We start from the raw sequence: 17,362 nt of genomic DNA on the forward strand, positions 1-17,362 counted from the left end.
TTGTAAACATTATCATTCTTATTTCTGCTGGATTTGTTTAAAATTCATTATATTGTAAATGCAATTCATAATTTTTCATACTTTTTAGCACCATTTCGTCTAAAATATTTTAAAATAAATAAAAAGAGAGGTTATTTAAAATCCTCTCTTTAAAGTAACTATATAATAAAAGAATGGCTTTTATCTGATGCCAAGAACTCTGTTTATTATGTTTCTCCTACTATTTTTCCTGTCTCACTAATATCATATCCGCCTATACCTAGCAATTCCTTATGAAATTCTTTTGAATTTATAATATCTATTATTGCTTGAAATTCTGGTTTATTAACATCTTCTTTTTTAATTACTAAATCATATTTTTCCTTTTGTATAGGAATAAAATCAACACCTTGTACTTGTAGTGCAGTTTTTTCATTACCTACAGCTACATCAACATCTCCCCTTGCTACTGTGCTAGCTACTGCTAGGTGAGAAAAGTCTTCAACCGTATAGCCATTAACAGTTTTATGTGATATATTTAACTTTCTTAAGTGTTCATCAATTAATACACGCACACCGCAACCTTTTTCTCTATTCACCATAAGTACATCTGATCTGGCTAAATCTTCCCAGTTTGTTATATTCTTAGGATTTCCCTTTGCAACATAAAACCCCTGCATACGGCAAGCAAGATGAATAATTACACAAGGAGTACCAGGCAATAAACTGCGTACATAAGATATATTATACTCACCTGTGTCACCATTCCATAAATGACAAGATGCAACCGTTGCATTACCTCTATAAAGTTCTATTAATCCATTATAACTTCCAGTATAGTATCTTAGCGACTTACACCCATTAGGATGACGTTCTAAGTATCTAGTTAAAGTATCAAGAATTACATCCTGCCCACATATTATAAAAGCTTTATTGTCCTTCGATTGACTATCAAAATATCTCATTTCAGCTTTTAATGGTAACGTATCTACTCTTTGCCTTTGTAGAATCCCTTGTGATACACTCTCGCTAACTGTTCTACTTTTGTTTTTATAATACTCTACATCTTGCAGATCTATACGAACCTTTCTTCCCACACGATAAGAAGGTAGTTCTCTTCTCTTTATTAATTGATAAACCGTATTTTTCGAAATATTTAAAATTTCAGCAACTTCTTGTGTTGAAAGCGAAGTTTTATCCTTCATATAAACTAATCCACCTTAAAAAAATTTAGACTTTACATATCATCTTTTGTTTATTATTTTAACTTATCTATAACTATATTATCTGATATATTATTATATTTTTCAACATTTACTTCTGGATATTTTTCTAATATATCATTTATGATATTTTCCCCTCTTCACACTTTATTTCAATACACAGACCACCTTCATTAGTTACATTGAATTTTTTCCATACTCCTCACCATCCTACGTTACTATTCTATCATATACAGACTTTGTTTAAACACAAATTTAAAATTGCTTTCCTTGTTAACCTTTATTTTTTACTGCAATAATTTGAATACGCCTATAATCAGCTATCCATTGATTCTCTTTCCATATACTATTTTTGCAAAATTTTTCTGTTTCACATAAGATTTGTTCCATTTCTTCATATGGAATATTTGATAAATAGCTTGCAAAAAATTGACAAATCCAATTACGTAATCCTTTTTCACCATCAGCAAGTGGCGTTGGTCTATCATATTCAATTATATGTTCTATTTCAAAACCAGCTTTTTCTAGTAATAATTTATATTCCTCTTTTGAAGGAAGAAAAAATTCTGAATAATATGAATATCCATTTTGCTTTAGTGCTTTTTCAAATCCAGTTTGAATTTGATACACGTTATTTTTTGCTCCAAATTCACAAATCAATTTTCCATTATCTTTTAATGAATTATAAATAGAATACAATAATTTTTCTTGATTTGGTATCCAATGAAAAACAGCATTAGAAAAAACAGTATCAAAATAATTTTTAAAATCTAAATTTGTTGCATCTGCCACTTGAAAGTTTAAGTTTGGGTAATTTAATTTTGCCTTTTTAATCATATCTGCTGATGAATCTATTCCAATAACAGTTGCCCCGTTTTTTACCAACTCATTTGTTAGTCTCCCAGTACCACAACCTAAATCCAAAATTTTTTGGTTTTTTTCGACATTTACAAACTCAATCAGGGATTTGCCATACTCCGCTACAAAAGAATGTTTATTATCATATAAATCACTATTCCATTTCATAATTTGTTACCTCCATAAATTTATTTATTATATTATTACATAAAACTTTAATGAAGAATGTAAACTATGATACAATTAAATTTTTATACTTAACATTTGTAACTGTTCAGGCATTAACATTAATTTATTTTTTAATAAATGATGCTAGTTTGTCATATAACATAGCATCCATTTTGTTTACGACCTCCTGGCTTCTAGGTGGTGCCCATTTAGTATAGTAGAATTCAAGTCCGGCGTGCTAGTGGATGTTAAATGTTCTTATTGCCTTCTATTAATTCTTTCACACTAATACTAGGATTAGTATAACGTCCTCTGTTTTGTGTCTTATTCTTATAGTTAATAGCTTCTTTCGGGCACCACTGCACACATGCCATGCATTGTTCGCAATTGTGATGGAAACTTGGCTTATTATTTTGCATTTTAATATTGCTAACCGGACAAACTTTCTCACAAATTCCGCATCCAATACAATCATCGGAAACATTAAAGCCTTTGTCTTTTCTGGCATATATTACTTTTTGTCCAAAAGCCGTTGATAAATTCAGAGCCTCATTTACTTTGCCTGCTGGTTGCTGTGTTTTTGAAACTATCTTTCGTACCAAAGCAGGTATCTGATCAGTAGCAGTCTGATATTTCTCCGGGTTTCTCTCGTTCATTTTATACATCGCAACATAATTTCCAACCATAATAATTTTCTCTGCAAAATTAAGTGTCACACCTTTTTGGGCTAAAATTTTGGCAGGGACAGTTAACGCAACACCACTAATATTTCCACAGCCAGTCACAGCAAAAAAATATGCGTTTTTACTTTTTTCAAGCGACATTTCTCTTATAAATTGTGTTACTCTCCGAGGCAAATTAAAGGCATATGTCGGATAAACAAAACCTATATAATCATATACCATAGTACTGTCATGTCTTCCTTTCCCCATTGATATTAGCTCGCAATTTGGCAATGCCTCAGCAATTTGTTTAGCTACCTGTAAGTTATTTCCTGTTCCTGTAAAATAATAGACTACACTTTTCAATTTAATCTACCTCCTATAATATTAATTATATAAACTAAATATCTTTTTTATATAGTTATGTGTAAAATTTTAACTGACAGCCGCTGCCAGTTATTATTCAAGCTAATACAATCACTTTATAGTGATTTAGCTATATCAGTTAAAGTTGTTTTTTTAAGAGATTCTTTCATTGCGTTTTCGGCATCCTCCATATAACCTGCTATAAGAGACTTTAAATTATCAATTCTTGAATCTTCAATTAGAAAATCAATATCCATTTTAAATAAAGAACCATGTTCAACCGATAAAAATATGTCCAACAAAGTTATTTCGGCAATTGGTTTTGCCAAAAGTACTCCGCCCTTTGCCCCTTCTTTTGTTGCAGTAAGTCCAGCCGCATTCAGACTTCTCAAAATTCTAACTACTGTCGGCGCTGGTATTTTAAGAAATTCAGAAATTGTATTTGCTGATACAAACTCAAATCCATATTCATCCATTTTTTGATTTATCAAGAGACAAATCGTAATTGCACGCGAAAACTCTGTAGAATATGCCACTATACTTACCTCCTTATGTATTAACTATATAAACTATACACTTATTTTATATAGTTGTCAATTTGAATCACCGTGAAATGTCATGACTGTTGATTTGATGCTGAAGGTGCATATGTTCCGTCTTCCAAAATAGCTTCAAGTTCAGTATCCTTGATTTGCTCTGGCTTAATTCGTAAGTTCAAACAGAGCGTCTCCTTTTCCGGCCTTCGCGCGCATCTTCAGTACTGTACCTGGCTGGTTTGGGCTAATCATCATATTTCCTTTTTCTGTTGCAGTCATATTATACCTCCAATATTTATTTTTATTTGACTAAAATCATTTACGACGCTGCTTTTTATAATGTTGTTCCATCATTTCAATCATCTTGGGAGGTACTTCGCCGTTCGGCCCCATAGCATTTCGGAAAGCATCCCATAAGTCATCAAGTCCAGAGTTTTCACCCAACTGTTTTTCAAGCTCTGCTATAATTTTGGATTAACTTTTTTCTCAAATAATTCTAAAGGCTTTGAGTTGCTTCCTTCAAATATTACACTATTAGAGAAGCCTAAAATAAAATAACTATAATTAGAATTTATTTACCATGTAATTCACATAATTTCACATAAATTTCCCATAGGTTTCTTACAAACTTGTTATACATCTATGATATAGTAAGTGTATTATAAAAATACCGATTAAGTAAATATGAGGTAATTAATCATCTAAATTGAAATTTAATAGGAGAGATGAAAATGTTGAAAAGTAAAAAATTTATTTTAAGTCTTTTAGGTGCAATAACTACTTTAGGTATGGCAACTTTAAATGTTAATGCCCAAGCGTTAACTAACAGAGTATTTGGACAGGATAGAATTAAAACTTCTGTGTCGGTTGCCAATTCAGGGTGGACTAAATCTGACTATGCTATAATAGCAAATGCTTGGGATTTTCCTGATGCAGTATGTTCAGCACCGCTAGCATACAAGTATAGCGCACCTATTCTATTAACTAATAAAGAAGGACTAACAGATGAAACTAGTTCTGAACTTAGTAATTTGCAGGTGAAGCATGTATTTATAGTAGGTGGGAGTGGAGTTGTTTCACATAATGTGGAAGCTCAGATAGAGGCAAAAGGAATAGATGTACAAAGACTATATGGACAAGATAGATTTCAAACTTCAATTGCAGTAGCAAACCAAGTAGGTACATCAGGTTCTATAGTAATTACAAACGGCTATAATCCATATGAAGCTTTATCTATATCTCCTATAGCTGCTAAAAAAGGAATGCCAATTATTTTAACAGATAGAAAAGAAGCTCCAGATACTGTAGTAAATTATATAAAACAGAATAACATTACACAGACTTATGTTTTAGGAAAAGCGGATGGTATTACTGATGATGACGGAGTAGCTGATAATTCTATTTTCCCTAATCCTATTAGAATAACAGGGGCTAATCCATATGAAAGAAACATAAATATAATAAAAATGTTTAGCAATGATTTAGATTTTTCAAAAGTATACTTGGCATCAGGAAAAGCCTTTGCTGACGCATTATCAGGTTCAGCTTTAGCTGCGACTACCTCCTCACCAGTTATATTCGTGGACAGTAATATGCCACAAGTAACAAAAGATTTTATAACATCTGAAGCCAATTCCGTAAATAACATATGTGTTTTAGGCGGAACAGGTGCTATATCAGATGCAACAGTTCAGAAAGTTGAAACATTGCTATCCACCCCTGGTGGAAACTCAAATACCACAACTTCTTCAGCAATATCAACACAATAAATTTAATAGTTAAATGAATACCGTCTAAAACCTTAGTAAGTTAGACGGTATTTTTATTAAGATTACTTTTTAATACATAACAATTTTTCATATGAGCACATATAAGAAATGTGAGGAGATTAATGCTCCATTCTTAAATACTTGTATATTCACTACATATGCTTTGTTAAGGAAAGGGTGATTTATAATGAAGAATGTTGGTAAAATTTCTAGGGTATGTAAAGTAAAGTTAAGGCTTCATAAAAAGTTGACCATGAGAGGTCTATACTATAGGACATTAGTAAGTAAAATTTACAGTACTAAAAATAAAAAAGGTATAAAGCAAAATATTGGCATTGAACAAGAACATAGCATATGGGAAAGTAAACAGAAAACTTCTAGCGGAGGAATTTTAGATGATTCCTTATAGTGATTCTTATTTTTTCTACATTCTTTTACTACTTCTTTTACCTGCAATTATTTTAGGTATGATAGGTAAAAAAATCAAATGGTATGGAATATTTGTAAATTTTATAGTTTTATTTTTGATATTTGGTAACTCCATGCAGGAAGCCGGGTATTTGACATTTTTTTATTTAGCTGAGCTTTTGCTGATTAAAGTCTATTATTTAATAAGAAAGAAATTTGATTACAAGTGGATATTATGGATTATAGTTATTCTCTCATTAGTTCCACTTTTATATACCAAGTTTGGAAAGATGATACACTTTAGATCTATGGGGTTTTTAGGAATATCATATTTAACTTTTAAGGCAGTACAGATGATTATAGAAATATATGATGGACTAATAGATAATGTGAACATTGTAGACTTCTCTTATTTTATACTATTCTTTCCAACTATAAGCTCAGGCCCTATTGATCGATCAAGAAGGTTTATAGAGGAGATCAATAAACCATTAAATAGGAAAGAATATATAGAAAACTTAGGAGAAGGATTGTGGAAGATATTTGAGGGTCTAGGGTATAAATTTTTAATTGCTTATTATATTAATAGTCATTGGCTTAGCAAAATACCATTAAAGCATCATACCCTTAAACTAGGTCTAAAATACATGTATGCTTATAGCTTTTATCTTTTCTTTGATTTTGCAGGATATAGCCTTATAGCTATAGGAGTTAGTTATATCTTAGGTGTAAAAACACCAGAAAATTTCAATATGCCTTTTATAAGTAAGGATATAAAAGAATTCTGGAATAGATGGCATATGTCTTTATCCTTTTGGTTCAGAGATTTTATATATACAAGATTTGTTATGACTAGTCTAAAAAACAAATGGTTTAAAAGCAAATATACTGCTTCATATATAGGATATATGATTACTATGGTCATGATGGGACTTTGGCACGGTACACAAAGCTTCTACATAGTATATGGGTTATATCATGGAGGTTTAATAATACTCACTGATTATTTCCAGAGACAAAGGTTTTATAAAAGAATTAAGAACAATTTATATTGGAAGATCGCATCAATTGTCGTTACGTTTAATTTGACATGTTTTGGTTTTTTAATATTCTCAGGATATTTATTTAAATAGAGAAGATAGAAACACCTAATAAACTATATCAACGCTAGGAAACAGAGGTAGTATAAAATATGAAAAAACTCATAGCTTTTCTTTTTTCAATACTGTTTTGTTTTTTATTTATATTTGGAATGAAAGAATATTATGCTAATAAAATACATGATGAATATTATGATAAGGCAGCAGAAATGTTAACAGATAACAAATTTAAGAGTCTTATATTACAAAAAGAAGGAGTTAAAAGCGGGGATAATCTTTTGATGTTTGGTTCCTCTGAGTTTGAAGTTAGCAGAGACTATGCTACACATCCTTATAATTTCTTTAATAATAAGAAAGCTGGGTTTCAGGTGGACCTAATTGGAAGAGCTGGATATCAGTCTTTAGTCCATGCAGTAGACTTTGGGGCATTGGGTAAGGAATTGAAAAATCAAAAGGTGGTATTTGTGTTATCACCCCAATGGTTTACTAAGGGTGGTATATCTGAAAATACCTTCGAAGCTAATTCTTCTGAATATCAAGTGTACGGTTTTTTATTAAATCCTAGTATAGATAGAAAGCTAAAGATTACTTTAGCTAAGAGAATACTTCAAATCAGTAAAAAAAAGTCTAACAAAGATTTTCAGATTATGAGAAACTACTGTGAGCTATACTCTAATGATGACTTATACAATAGAGCGTTGCAATATAGTATGACTCCCTACTATTGGATAAGATATGAACTTTTATCAATAAAAGATGAAATAAATAGTGATAAACTCTTAAAGTCAAATAAAAAAATGTCTAAATACGAAAAAGAAATACCTAAGAATATTAATTGGAACTCTGAACTAAAAAACGCAGTAGATAATGCTAAAAAGAGAAGCCATAATAAATTTGGTATGGATGATAGTTCTTATAAAAATATGACAAAGAAAGGGTTAAAAAATGGGTCTATGAAGAACTCCTCTTATAAGGTATCACCTGAATATGATGATTTTAAGCTACTTCTAGATGTTTGCAAGGAAGAGGGTATAAGACCTTTAATTTTAAATATACCTGTGAATGGAAAATGGTATGACTATTGTGGTTTTAATAAGGCGGATAGGAAAGCTTATTATAATAAAATAAATAAAATTGTTAAGTCATATGGTTTTCAAGTAGCCGATTTTTCAAATCATGAATATGATGATTATTTTTTAAAGGATGGCTCACATTTAGGCTGGAAAGGGTGGATTTATGTTAATAAAGCAATTGATCAATATTATCACGAAAATTAAAAATAATATAGTTTATATGATTGTGTTTTATTCATCAATAATGATTGCATTAATATTTATTTTTATCTATCTTACTGTTACTAAAGTTAACTTTATATATAATGAATTTTAGTGGAATTTAATAGTTACAAAACCCATTTCATTTAATATTCTATGAAGTTTCATATAACACCATATCTCATATAGCTTACAGAGTTTCTTTGGTGTTATTTTATAAAGACCTTCACTTGGAAATCAATAGCAAAGAAAAAAGTGCTCCATCCTCACAAGATTAGCACTTTTTCCTTAAATATATTCTATCAGTCAATAAAAGTGTGGTGAATCTCACCACATTTTACTGAACTTTTTCGTTTCCAATTTTCTTTATTAATTCCAAAATTTTATTTTCATCTAATTTTGTGTACTTCTTAATCTTTTCTAAAGGTTCACCTTCTTTTATCATCTCTGATGCTGTTTCTATTTTTTCTTCCATCTTTCCTTTTTATAATTTATACATGTACAGTAAATATTTCCTTGTTATTTTCAATAATAACTTCCTTTTTATATTCTTTATTTTCGTTAAAATTAAATACAAGTAAGAACCCTTCATTCATACCATGAATATCCAAATAATCACTAAGCTGTACTACCCCTTTTTTATGATATTTTTCCCCTCTCCACACTTTAAGTTCAATTATATACTTAAAATTATTGTAAGTTATAACTATATCTAATCTCTTGCACTCTGTGAAAGCGATTCACACCAAATCATAGATTTTGGGTTCTCTGCTTTTCTTCTGAAATTTGAACTTCTTTAAAATCAAATCCCACACCATTAATTATAGGTTTAATAAAGGCAAGAAATAAAAGTCTTCCTTCCCTTTCTATAAATGCAGCATCTATATGGCTATATTGTTCTTTTATAAATTGCTGAAACTTAAGTAATATTTTTTCGATACACAGACCACCTTCATTAGTTATAAACTTGTCTTTAAAATTATATTTACTCATATCTTTGTAGGTTGTTCTTGATTTTGAAAGCATATAATTGTAAATTATTTCTTCAAATATTTTATTGCTTATTTCAATTCCACTAATTCCTTTTCAAAAACCAAATCTCCTATACCTTCAAAACTTATTTTTATTGGTAAGTATTCTTGGCTTTGTTTTAATTTATTGTTTCTCTTTCCATAAATCTATAGTTACTTTAATTTCACCACACTTACAACAACATGTAACTCTCCCATCCCTTAAAAATAAAGCTTCCACACTAATTAAATATAATTATTACAAAAAAACAAAAATATATATTTCATAATAAAAAAGTCAAATTTCTAAAAATAAAAATTACTACTCTACCTATTTTTTAAAAGTTGTAATCCTGTAACGTTTACAGTTTGTTAACATTTTTTATCTTCCTGCTTTACTACCCTCTGTATATATATTAGTTGTAAGCTAAATTAAAGCTGCTTGGAGAGTGAATTACCATGGTAAACAACAAAAATATAACAGAGCATTATTACAGAAATGAGGATGGCATTATACTTTACAAGGTTGAAAGCAGTGAATGGTTTCAAAATGGAATCCTAAAAAAAAGCTTTCGCTGCTACAGTAAAGATAAAAGCGAAGAATGGATTTCAGATTTTAAAAATATTGAACCAGTGCTTTATGCGCTCCCATCTGTAATAAAGGGTATAAAAAATAATGAAACTATTATATATGTGGAAGATGAAAAATCCGCCGACGCGCTAATGAACATGGGTTTCATTGCAACTACAAATTTTGGCGGTCTTAAAAGCTTTAACAAGTTCAGTAAAAAATATAGTGAACAAATAAAAAGAGCTGACATTATAATCTTCCCACATAATAGTAATCGCAGCAAAGAGTATTCTAAAGCTGTATGTAAGACTTTTAAAAACTGCTGTAAAAGCATAGGAATTATAGATCTTCCTGACCTCAGGGAAAATATGAGTATTGCAAACTGGATTAATGAAGGTGTAACAAAAAAACAACTGGAAGAGCTAATAAACGGCCCAGAGGTAATCAGTAAAACTACAAATTACAATTTTCCTATACATGTGGAAGATGGCTGCTATTACAAGTACTATAAGGGCAAAAAAGTCTTTATCACAAATTTTATAATCGAACCTAAACATATAATTATATCTCCTTATGAAGACCTCATAAAATGTGAATTAAAGCAGTGTAATAGCAATCGTGTTGAGGAGAGAATTTTTACTCCACAGGATTTTAACGATGCACTATCCTTTAAAAAGGCTGTTAACAGCTTTTCTATGATTTTTAATGGCTCCACTTCAGATCTTCAGCATATAAAAGCAGCAGTATCTGAAAATACAACCAATATTATAACTGGAGTTACCTATGAAGGCTTGCATAAAATAAATAAACAATGGTTTTTTGTTGATAACGATAATGCTGTAAGTGAAAAGCTTTATTTTAATTCTTCAGCTCTAGTCCTTGAAGATTTTAGAGAAGCTCACAGCAATTTATTGGAATTTCCCTGTATCACAAAGGAGGAATTACGAAAAATAGCACCGTCACTTTTTAACTTTAATGCTCTATCTGTAACTGCTACTTTAATTCCATATCTCTGCGGCTTGTTTCTAAAAGGTAAGCTTGAGCATATTGGAATAAAATACAACCATCTTCTAATAGAAGGTCAGAGCGGCAGTGGAAAAAGCCAGACTCTAGAGAATATAGCCGCTCCCCTCCTTGGATATAATGGAAATATTCTAGATGCCAGCACCTGTACCAACTTTGCTTTTACAAAACTTGCAAGCAGCAGCAACTTTCTTCCTTTAATTATTGATGAATATAAACCCAAAAAAATTGGTACTTATAGAGTTAACCTAATTTCAAACATAATGAGAAACTCCTATGATGCCCACAAAACTATAAAAGGAACTCAAAACCTGGGGAAAAATATTGAATTTATCCCTCGTTCTTCTGTAATACTCTGTGGTGAAATGGGCATTACAGAAACTGCCAATATTGAAAGAAGTCTTAAAATCTTCTTATCTACCTCTAACCTTACTAAAGACACTAAAAAGAATTTTGTTAATCTTAAAGAAAACAGTGAACTGTTATCCAAGCTTGGAAACAGTCTATTAATGGGAGGATTAAAAATGAGTGAAGAAAACCTAAAAACTGCCTATAATATGTTTTACAAAAAATTTTCCGGCGACAATATACATAGTGAGAGAATAAAAGAATCTATAACAAATGCTCTTTTAGGACTATCCCTTCTTTTAGAAGTGTTTGCAGACTTAGGGCTTAATTTTAAAGAAGCTACCGGCTACTCCTCTAAGGATATAGAAACTGCCCTTAAAACTTCTGTTGTAAAGGAACTTTTAGAAGATAACGCTAAAAGCAAAAGTGTTGTGGATATTACCCTTGAGACTCTTAATAGAATGGCCGCAAATGGTGAACTTGTACAGGGTGCTGATTATAACTGTACAAAGGACTTTGATGGTGACAAGGTACTTAGACTAAATTACACTGTATTCTATGATAGGCTCCTCAAATACTGCAAAGACCATAATCTTGACATAGAAGTGCTCACCCTTGGAGGCTTTAAAAAGCAGATAAGTAAAATGAACTATTGTAAAGCTTATAACAAACCTACTTCTTTTCATGTTACTAATACTTTTAATGGTACTAAAAAGACTTTTAGAGCTGCGGTTCTATATGTGGACAAGCTTAAAGAAAATAATATAGATGTGGATTTTATGGTTGAATAGAAATTTAATAAGGGGTTGTAGCACTTATAAAGAACTACAGCCCCTTATTACAGATAACCACCATGTAAAATCGACCTAGTTATCAATATAACTATTTTATATTAAAAGAATTTCAACTTTTTTAAATATTTCTTTAATTTTGCAACAGCTTTTTTCTTTCTCTCTATTGCTGATCTGTAACTTATACCTTTGAATTTTCCATAATCCTTTAAAGTCCTATTATGATAAAAATACCAATAAATAATTTCCTTTTCTTCTTCATTAAGCTTTTTTAAAGCTGCCCGTAAAATAGTTTTCTCTTCCCTTTTTATACTATCCTCTTCTATATTAAAATCAGAAACTAAAGTATTTATAAACTCGAAGCCATCTTTATTTAAACTATGAAGACTACAGCAGCTTGCTTCTTTTTTATTCTTTCTTAGAACCTGATACACTTCTGTTTTAATAGTGTTAAACACATAAGTTGTAAAAGCACTGCTTTTATGAGTATCATAGATATTTATCGCTTTAATTACTGCCGCTTGTCCAACAGCAATAAAATCTTCAATATCATAGCCCTTTATATAAACACTTCTAGCAGTCTTAATAGCAAAAGGCGTGTACTTTTCTATTATTTTTTGGGTAGCTATTTTATCTCCTTTTTTTGCTTTTAAAATCATTTCATTTATGTCTTCGCTCATGTTTAAATCCCCCTGTTCTTTAGATTATAAAAATAACCTTTTGTTTGTACAAACTATCTTCAATACCTTTAATTTTTTTCTTTACTTATTATTCTTATCTCTTCAACCAGATTATTGATCATAATTAACTTTTGTATATTTATATAAGATTTAAATATTTCATTTTGTATTATTTTCTAAAAATTTAATCATTTACCTATTCAGTTTTCTTGTAAAAATGCCGGCGTTATTTGGTAAAAATTTCTATTTATATTATACATTTTTTCTCAGTAAATTGCAAATTTTTGTAAATTATGTTTTTTGTAAATTATAATTTACAAAAAACATAAAATAACATATTATAATGATCAGAAATTTTTAACTTATTCTGTATGAAATATATAAAAAAAGCAGGTACAAGAATTATTTTATTCTTGTACCCAGCTTCTAATCTTCACTAGACTTATCAATAACTTTCGAAAGATTATTTATGCTCTGTGTTAACACTTCAAGCTTGCCCTCTAGTCTCACCAGCAGATATACAGAAACTGCTATAGGAAATCCCAGGTTACCTATCATGTTTACAAGATCATTACTCATAAGCTAACTCCAACAATACTTATTTAACTTCAAGCTTAGAGCTACTTTTATCAGTAAGTTCTGCAGAATCTTTCGATTTTAAATCTCCACCGCTGGTTGTGAATATGTTTTTAGCTAGTATCACATCCATAGCATTCTTTACCTCTGCTTCAGTAATGTCTTCCTTAACATTACTCACTCTTACAGCTGTCTTTTTACCTGACTCATTTAAAAAATTCATAACTAATGTTTTACTCATCTACTCTACCCCCTTAAGCATTCATTATTCCACTTTGATCTTCTCTTACAACTTCATCTAAAGTTTTTCCAAGAAGCTTACCAATTTCAATAGATACATCATAAAGATCCTGCTCTGCTGCTGTAGTCTTTACCTTTTTGAAATTCTGAGATTTTATTTTCTCTTTACCCTTGGCATCTACACCATCCTTATATTTGATAATTAATGTAGTTTGCAGTTTTGTTGCTGTTGCAGCCATATTTATCAACTCCCTTCACTTAATATATATACAGTTCGAGGAAATGTAGGAAGCAGAATTTTTAAAAAAGTTATAAAGAAGTTTACCTTTCATTTTAGTTAACATAATTAAGCAATTGTCAACTATAGGTCTTTTATATTTTCTATCTGCTGGGATTATTAATTCATCTAAAATGAAATAAGCCGCCAATTATAAAAACTTTGGCGGCTTGATTGAGGAAGTTGCACCTTATTTACTATGGAAGCATACATTATAATAATGACATTTATAACATTGGAGGTCTTATGGTATGTGTACAGCTATTACATTACAATCTATGCAAGGTGAGAACTTTTTTGGAAGAACCATGGACTTTTCCCATCCCATTGAACCTGGGGTTTATGTAATACCTAAAAATTACAAATGGCATAGCCTTATAACAACGGAAAAATACATTGATAACTATAGCTTTATCTGTATTGGTCAAGAAACCGAAGGCATGTTAGGTTTTTTCGATGGTGTAAATGAACGAGGATTTGCTGCCGCAGTCTTATACTTTGCAGGTTATGCTTATTATGATTTACCTATAAAGGATAAGGAGCAGATTGCTTCACTAGATTTTCTACATTATATTTTAGGACGTTGTGGTTCTGTGGATGATTTAAAGTCTTTATTAGAAAACATCCGTATCGTAGGTATACAAGATCCAGTTACCAAAACAGCTGCTCCTTTACATTGGATTGCTACTGATAAAAGTGGCAAATGTGTTGTTATTGAACAAACTAAGACAGGTCTTGAAATAATTGATAATCCCATAGGTGTCATGGCCAATAGTCCTGATTTTAACTGGCATATGACCAATCTAAGAAATTATATGGATGTATCAATTAATCAACAAAAGAAAGTTTATTGGGGAAATGTATCATTAACCCCTTTTGGTCAGGGTGCAGGAACCATACATCTCCCAGGAGGCTTTACCTCTCCTGAGCGTTTCGTTCGCACAGCATTTCTAAAAACACATGTGACAGTTCCGAAAAACCGGTCCGAAGCAATTATGACATGCTTCCATATTATGAACAGCGTTTTTATTCCTAAGGGTATTGTCTTAACTGATAAAGGAACCGCTGATTATACGAAATATATTGCTTTTATAAACACTAATACATGCGAATATTATTTTAAAACTTATGAGAATAATCAAATCATAAGGGCAAGTCTCTGGGATTATTATATGCTTAGTACTCAACCAATCTTTCTTGGAAGCGTTGTATTCCCTGTATAATTTGAACGTAGTTAGTTGTATAAACTCCACTTTAAAAAAGCATAATAACATATTTATACAATTCCATCAACAGTAAAATCCTTTAATTGCATTTAGCTCGCCTCCCTATAGAAAGAGATTCTCCAAGAAGTGTATACTTGCAGAACCTCTTTCTATATTTTACAAAACAATTTATTAACAATCCTTACTTGCTACCTTTAGTAATTTCTCTGTAAAATAAAAATGTGGTAAACCTCACCACATTTTACTGAACTTTTTCACTTCCTATTTGTTTCATTAATTCTAAAATCTTATTTTCATCTAGTTTTGTGTACTTCTTGATCTTTTCTATAGGCTCTCCTTCTTTTATCATTTCTGATGCTATTTCTATCTTTCCTTTTTCTATTCCTCTTTCTTCAACCTTAGGATCGTAAAAACTCTTCACCATATCTTTAACCTCCTCATCAAAATCCTTATATTTTCCGTACATGCTTAAAAAATATGAATTAATGTTTTCTATAACAGATGTCATTTCATCATAATCTTCCAATGTTATCTTACTATTATTATACGATAAATCTATAGCTTTTAAAGTATCTTTTATAACTATTTTCAAATCATTATATACATGTATCATCTTATCTTTCTTTTCTTCAAAAGATAAATTGCTAATATTTATTTTATACATTCTTTTTCTTAATTTAAATATCTGCTACTTTTCTTTTCAAAGTTATTGATTTCCCTATCAGCATAATATAACTTTGCTTCATAAGATATGTTGTCTTTATAAGCTGAATTAAGAAAGTCTATTTATTGGTTTAGAGTTTTTTAGAGTAAATATCCTCTTTAAAATTTTATCCATCTGAATATGTTTTTTTCTCTTTTTACTTCCATAACTTTGCTTTTCTTCTTTTATCAAAGTTATAGGATCTTCTTCTTTAACACATGAATAGACCATATTATATCCCTCCAATGCTTATAGATATAGTATGGTCTATTTTACCAGACAATATGCAAACATTTGTTCTTATTTGATATTATTGTTTTTTATGTACTGATCGTAAGTATACTCTCCAACATCCTTAGCATATTTTAAATTTAATAATTTCATAAGTTTTGTAACCTGCTCAATAGGTCTCTTGTATGAAATACATTTTAATCCGAAATCACCAAAATGCTGCATAGATTTATTCATAGCCTCAACCATATAGCCTAGTATTTTCTCATACTCCTCAGAATCCGTGTTAACTGAATTCTTTGTTGTATTAAAAGGTAACATTCTAAACTTAGTATCCTTTAAGTCTACATAGCCTCTAAAAGAAGAGAACCTTTCTTCAAATTCTATAGTCTTAATTTTATCTCTTATCTTCGAAAGCCCCCAACCTGTTAGTTGTGACTTATCAGCTTTTATAATTACACGATTGTTAAATTTTATATACCATCCAGCCAATTTTTTATTACATTCTGCTTTATATACAGAAACCGAACCATTGAATCCTTTTTCTTTTACTTGTAGTTCAATAACTTTCACCTGCTTTTCCTTAGGTAATGGATCGATAACAAAATTATTTAATATAATTCTTATACCATTCTCTAATGCATCACTATGCTTTTCACTTATTACTTCTTCAAGAGATACTATAAAAGTACCTTGGGCAAATCTCCTTATTGTATCTTCTTTAAGATTGGTTACTTTAATGGTTGTCCCAACTGTTTTGTTTTTATTCTCTATTATCTGCTTAAACTTAATATCCCAATCTCTCTGTCTTTGCCAATCAACCACATCAATTATTACCTTAAAATATTCCTTTTCTGTCGCTGACTCAACTGTTATCATATTCCCTATTTTAAAAATAGCTCTTTTCATACCAATACCGAATCTTCCTACTGACTCATCATCATAACTGCTTGTCTTATCATTGCCAAATCTAAATGCAGATTTAGTAGCAGTATCTATGCTAATGCCCCCACAGTTATCACTTATTATAAATTTGCTTTTATCAATTGTTATTTTAATTTCAAAATTTGTTAAATCATTTGTCTTTCTATTTTTCTTAGCAGCATCAATGGAATTATTCACTAAATCTAAAATTGCATCTTTAAAATCGATATCCCTTGTCAGTATGCTAATGAAAATATCTTTATATGGCTCCATAGAAATTAAATTATTACTTATTTTTACCATCTCTAATATTATTGATATCAATATAATATTATTCATAAATACTACAAATCATTACAACATTTTCACTGATGAAAATAAAAGTCCCTTCAGATCATATTTATACTGAAAAGACTGAT

Annotated in this window: 21 protein-coding genes and 1 pseudogene; 7 read left to right on the forward strand and 15 right to left on the reverse strand. The window is 30.2% G+C overall.

Going from position 1 to position 17,362, the window contains the following annotated elements:
* Window positions 1-206: 206 nt before the first annotated feature.
* The 4 genes from I6U48_RS12495 to I6U48_RS12510 form a co-directional block, all read right to left on the reverse strand.
* Window positions 207-1,184: a substrate-binding domain-containing protein gene (locus I6U48_RS12495; RefSeq protein ID WP_218320800.1), complete on the reverse strand. Its 978-nt coding sequence runs from the start codon at window positions 1,182-1,184 to the stop codon at window positions 207-209.
* A gap of 291 nt (window positions 1,185-1,475) precedes the next feature.
* Window positions 1,476-2,228 (reverse strand): class I SAM-dependent methyltransferase, encoded by a 753-nt coding sequence (locus I6U48_RS12500; RefSeq protein ID WP_218320801.1) that lies wholly within the window; start codon window positions 2,226-2,228, stop codon window positions 1,476-1,478.
* Window positions 2,229-2,476: 248 nt separating this feature from the next.
* Window positions 2,477-3,256 carry an EFR1 family ferrodoxin gene (locus I6U48_RS12505; RefSeq protein ID WP_218320802.1) on the reverse strand — a complete coding sequence of 260 codons (780 nt, stop codon included), beginning with the start codon at window positions 3,254-3,256 and terminating at the stop codon, window positions 2,477-2,479.
* A gap of 116 nt (window positions 3,257-3,372) precedes the next feature.
* A complete protein-coding gene (locus tag I6U48_RS12510) occupies window positions 3,373-3,792 on the reverse strand; it encodes an RrF2 family transcriptional regulator (RefSeq protein WP_218320803.1) in 420 nt (139 codons plus the stop codon).
* Between the two features lie 731 nt (window positions 3,793-4,523).
* Here I6U48_RS12510 and I6U48_RS12515 point away from each other — a divergent pair.
* From I6U48_RS12515 to dltX, 5 genes are all read left to right on the forward strand, one after another.
* A complete protein-coding gene (locus tag I6U48_RS12515) occupies window positions 4,524-5,561 on the forward strand; it encodes a cell wall-binding repeat-containing protein (protein ID WP_218320804.1) in 1,038 nt (345 codons plus the stop codon).
* Window positions 5,562-5,748: 187 nt separating this feature from the next.
* Window positions 5,749-5,970: a hypothetical protein gene (locus tag I6U48_RS12520; RefSeq protein ID WP_218320805.1), complete on the forward strand. Its 222-nt coding sequence runs from the start codon at window positions 5,749-5,751 to the stop codon at window positions 5,968-5,970.
* Window positions 5,957-7,102, forward strand: coding sequence for a D-alanyl-lipoteichoic acid biosynthesis protein DltB (gene dltB / locus I6U48_RS12525; protein WP_218320806.1), 1,146 nt, complete (start codon window positions 5,957-5,959; stop codon window positions 7,100-7,102). Before I6U48_RS12520 ends, dltB begins: the two co-directional genes overlap by 14 nt.
* Window positions 7,103-7,161: 59 nt before the next feature.
* On the forward strand, window positions 7,162-8,346 hold the full coding sequence (dltD, locus tag I6U48_RS12530) for a D-alanyl-lipoteichoic acid biosynthesis protein DltD (protein ID WP_218320807.1): 1,185 nt from the start codon (window positions 7,162-7,164) through the stop codon (window positions 8,344-8,346).
* A gap of 16 nt (window positions 8,347-8,362) precedes the next feature.
* Entirely contained in the window at window positions 8,363-8,458 is a 96-nt protein-coding gene (gene dltX, locus I6U48_RS30475) for a teichoic acid D-Ala incorporation-associated protein DltX (protein WP_376774552.1), read from the forward strand.
* Here dltX and I6U48_RS30480 read toward each other — a convergent pair.
* From I6U48_RS30480 to I6U48_RS29675, 4 genes and pseudogenes are all read right to left on the reverse strand, one after another.
* Window positions 8,455-8,556, reverse strand: coding sequence for a nuclease domain-containing protein (locus I6U48_RS30480; protein ID WP_218320839.1), 102 nt, complete (start codon window positions 8,554-8,556; stop codon window positions 8,455-8,457). The two genes, dltX and I6U48_RS30480, sit on opposite strands and share 4 nt — an antisense overlap.
* A 124-nt stretch (window positions 8,557-8,680) precedes the next feature.
* On the reverse strand, window positions 8,681-8,818 hold the full coding sequence (locus I6U48_RS12545) for a hypothetical protein (protein ID WP_218320809.1): 138 nt from the start codon (window positions 8,816-8,818) through the stop codon (window positions 8,681-8,683).
* Window positions 8,819-8,945: 127 nt separating this feature from the next.
* A pseudogene (locus I6U48_RS30665) lies at window positions 8,946-9,083 on the reverse strand (hypothetical protein); the annotation flags it as partial.
* Between the two features lie 10 nt (window positions 9,084-9,093).
* Window positions 9,094-9,369, reverse strand: coding sequence for a hypothetical protein (locus I6U48_RS29675; protein WP_246615318.1), 276 nt, complete (start codon window positions 9,367-9,369; stop codon window positions 9,094-9,096).
* Between the two features lie 443 nt (window positions 9,370-9,812).
* Here I6U48_RS29675 and I6U48_RS12555 point away from each other — a divergent pair, with 443 nt between their 5' ends.
* Window positions 9,813-12,086: a hypothetical protein gene (locus tag I6U48_RS12555; RefSeq protein WP_218320810.1), complete on the forward strand. Its 2,274-nt coding sequence runs from the start codon at window positions 9,813-9,815 to the stop codon at window positions 12,084-12,086.
* Between the two features lie 101 nt (window positions 12,087-12,187).
* Here I6U48_RS12555 and I6U48_RS12560 read toward each other — a convergent pair whose 3' ends face one another.
* The 4 genes from I6U48_RS12560 to I6U48_RS12575 all read right to left on the reverse strand — a co-directional run bounded on the left by I6U48_RS12560 (window position 12,188) and on the right by I6U48_RS12575 (window position 13,821).
* Window positions 12,188-12,766 (reverse strand): sigma-70 family RNA polymerase sigma factor, encoded by a 579-nt coding sequence (locus I6U48_RS12560; RefSeq protein WP_218320811.1) that lies wholly within the window; start codon window positions 12,764-12,766, stop codon window positions 12,188-12,190.
* Between the two features lie 426 nt (window positions 12,767-13,192).
* Window positions 13,193-13,345, reverse strand: coding sequence for a YvrJ family protein (locus tag I6U48_RS12565; protein WP_218320812.1), 153 nt, complete (start codon window positions 13,343-13,345; stop codon window positions 13,193-13,195).
* 19 nt (window positions 13,346-13,364) lie between these two features.
* Window positions 13,365-13,583, reverse strand: a complete 219-nt coding sequence (locus tag I6U48_RS12570) for a DUF2922 domain-containing protein (RefSeq protein WP_218320813.1) — start codon at window positions 13,581-13,583, stop codon at window positions 13,365-13,367.
* 13 nt (window positions 13,584-13,596) lie between these two features.
* Entirely contained in the window at window positions 13,597-13,821 is a 225-nt protein-coding gene (locus I6U48_RS12575) for a DUF1659 domain-containing protein (RefSeq protein ID WP_218320814.1), read from the reverse strand.
* 289 nt (window positions 13,822-14,110) lie between these two features.
* On the opposite strand from I6U48_RS12575, the gene I6U48_RS12580 reads away from it, so the two are divergent.
* Complete coding sequence (locus I6U48_RS12580; protein ID WP_218320815.1) at window positions 14,111-15,082, forward strand: choloylglycine hydrolase family protein; 972 nt, start codon at window positions 14,111-14,113, stop codon at window positions 15,080-15,082.
* Between the two features lie 244 nt (window positions 15,083-15,326).
* Here I6U48_RS12580 and I6U48_RS12585 read toward each other — a convergent pair whose 3' ends face one another.
* The 3 genes from I6U48_RS12585 to I6U48_RS12595 form a co-directional block, all read right to left on the reverse strand.
* Entirely contained in the window at window positions 15,327-15,749 is a 423-nt protein-coding gene (locus I6U48_RS12585) for a hypothetical protein (RefSeq protein WP_246615319.1), read from the reverse strand.
* Window positions 15,750-15,857: 108 nt separating this feature from the next.
* A complete protein-coding gene (locus I6U48_RS12590; RefSeq protein WP_218320816.1) occupies window positions 15,858-16,019 on the reverse strand; it encodes a hypothetical protein in 162 nt (53 codons plus the stop codon).
* A 69-nt stretch (window positions 16,020-16,088) separates the two neighbouring features.
* Entirely contained in the window at window positions 16,089-17,282 is a 1,194-nt protein-coding gene (locus I6U48_RS12595; RefSeq protein ID WP_218320817.1) for an ATP-binding protein, read from the reverse strand.
* Window positions 17,283-17,362: the final 80 nt, after the last annotated feature.

Origin of the sequence: Clostridium thailandense, assembly GCF_019207025.1 — a bacterium.
Taxonomy (GTDB): domain Bacteria; phylum Bacillota; class Clostridia; order Clostridiales; family Clostridiaceae; genus Clostridium_AM; species Clostridium_AM thailandense.

Excerpts from the sequence above, each read along its gene's own strand:
- I6U48_RS12500 (WP_218320801.1), bottom strand. The coding sequence starts at position 2,228 with ATGAAATGGAATAGTGATTTATATGATAATAAACATTCTTTTGTAGCG.
- I6U48_RS12515 (WP_218320804.1), top strand. The coding sequence starts at position 4,524 with ATGTTGAAAAGTAAAAAATTTATTTTAAGTCTTTTAGGTGCAATAACT.
- I6U48_RS12520 (WP_218320805.1), top strand. The coding sequence starts at position 5,749 with ATGAAGAATGTTGGTAAAATTTCTAGGGTATGTAAAGTAAAGTTAAGG.
- I6U48_RS12495 (WP_218320800.1), bottom strand. The coding sequence starts at position 1,184 with ATGAAGGATAAAACTTCGCTTTCAACACAAGAAGTTGCTGAAATTTTA.
- I6U48_RS12560 (WP_218320811.1), bottom strand. The coding sequence starts at position 12,766 with ATGAGCGAAGACATAAATGAAATGATTTTAAAAGCAAAAAAAGGAGAT.
- I6U48_RS12595 (WP_218320817.1), bottom strand. The coding sequence starts at position 17,282 with ATGAATAATATTATATTGATATCAATAATATTAGAGATGGTAAAAATA.
- I6U48_RS12585 (WP_246615319.1), bottom strand. The coding sequence starts at position 15,749 with ATGTATAAAATAAATATTAGCAATTTATCTTTTGAAGAAAAGAAAGAT.
- I6U48_RS12570 (WP_218320813.1), bottom strand. The coding sequence starts at position 13,583 with ATGAGTAAAACATTAGTTATGAATTTTTTAAATGAGTCAGGTAAAAAG.
- dltD (WP_218320807.1), top strand. The coding sequence starts at position 7,162 with ATGAAAAAACTCATAGCTTTTCTTTTTTCAATACTGTTTTGTTTTTTA.
- I6U48_RS12575 (WP_218320814.1), bottom strand. The coding sequence starts at position 13,821 with ATGGCTGCAACAGCAACAAAACTGCAAACTACATTAATTATCAAATAT.
- I6U48_RS12555 (WP_218320810.1), top strand. The coding sequence starts at position 9,813 with ATGGTAAACAACAAAAATATAACAGAGCATTATTACAGAAATGAGGAT.
- I6U48_RS12565 (WP_218320812.1), bottom strand. The coding sequence starts at position 13,345 with ATGAGTAATGATCTTGTAAACATGATAGGTAACCTGGGATTTCCTATA.
- I6U48_RS12545 (WP_218320809.1), bottom strand. The coding sequence starts at position 8,818 with ATGGAAGAAAAAATAGAAACAGCATCAGAGATGATAAAAGAAGGTGAA.
- I6U48_RS12580 (WP_218320815.1), top strand. The coding sequence starts at position 14,111 with ATGTGTACAGCTATTACATTACAATCTATGCAAGGTGAGAACTTTTTT.
- I6U48_RS12590 (WP_218320816.1), bottom strand. The coding sequence starts at position 16,019 with ATGGTCTATTCATGTGTTAAAGAAGAAGATCCTATAACTTTGATAAAA.
- I6U48_RS29675 (WP_246615318.1), bottom strand. The coding sequence starts at position 9,369 with ATGCTTTCAAAATCAAGAACAACCTACAAAGATATGAGTAAATATAAT.
- dltB (WP_218320806.1), top strand. The coding sequence starts at position 5,957 with ATGATTCCTTATAGTGATTCTTATTTTTTCTACATTCTTTTACTACTT.
- dltX (WP_376774552.1), top strand. The coding sequence starts at position 8,363 with ATGATTGTGTTTTATTCATCAATAATGATTGCATTAATATTTATTTTT.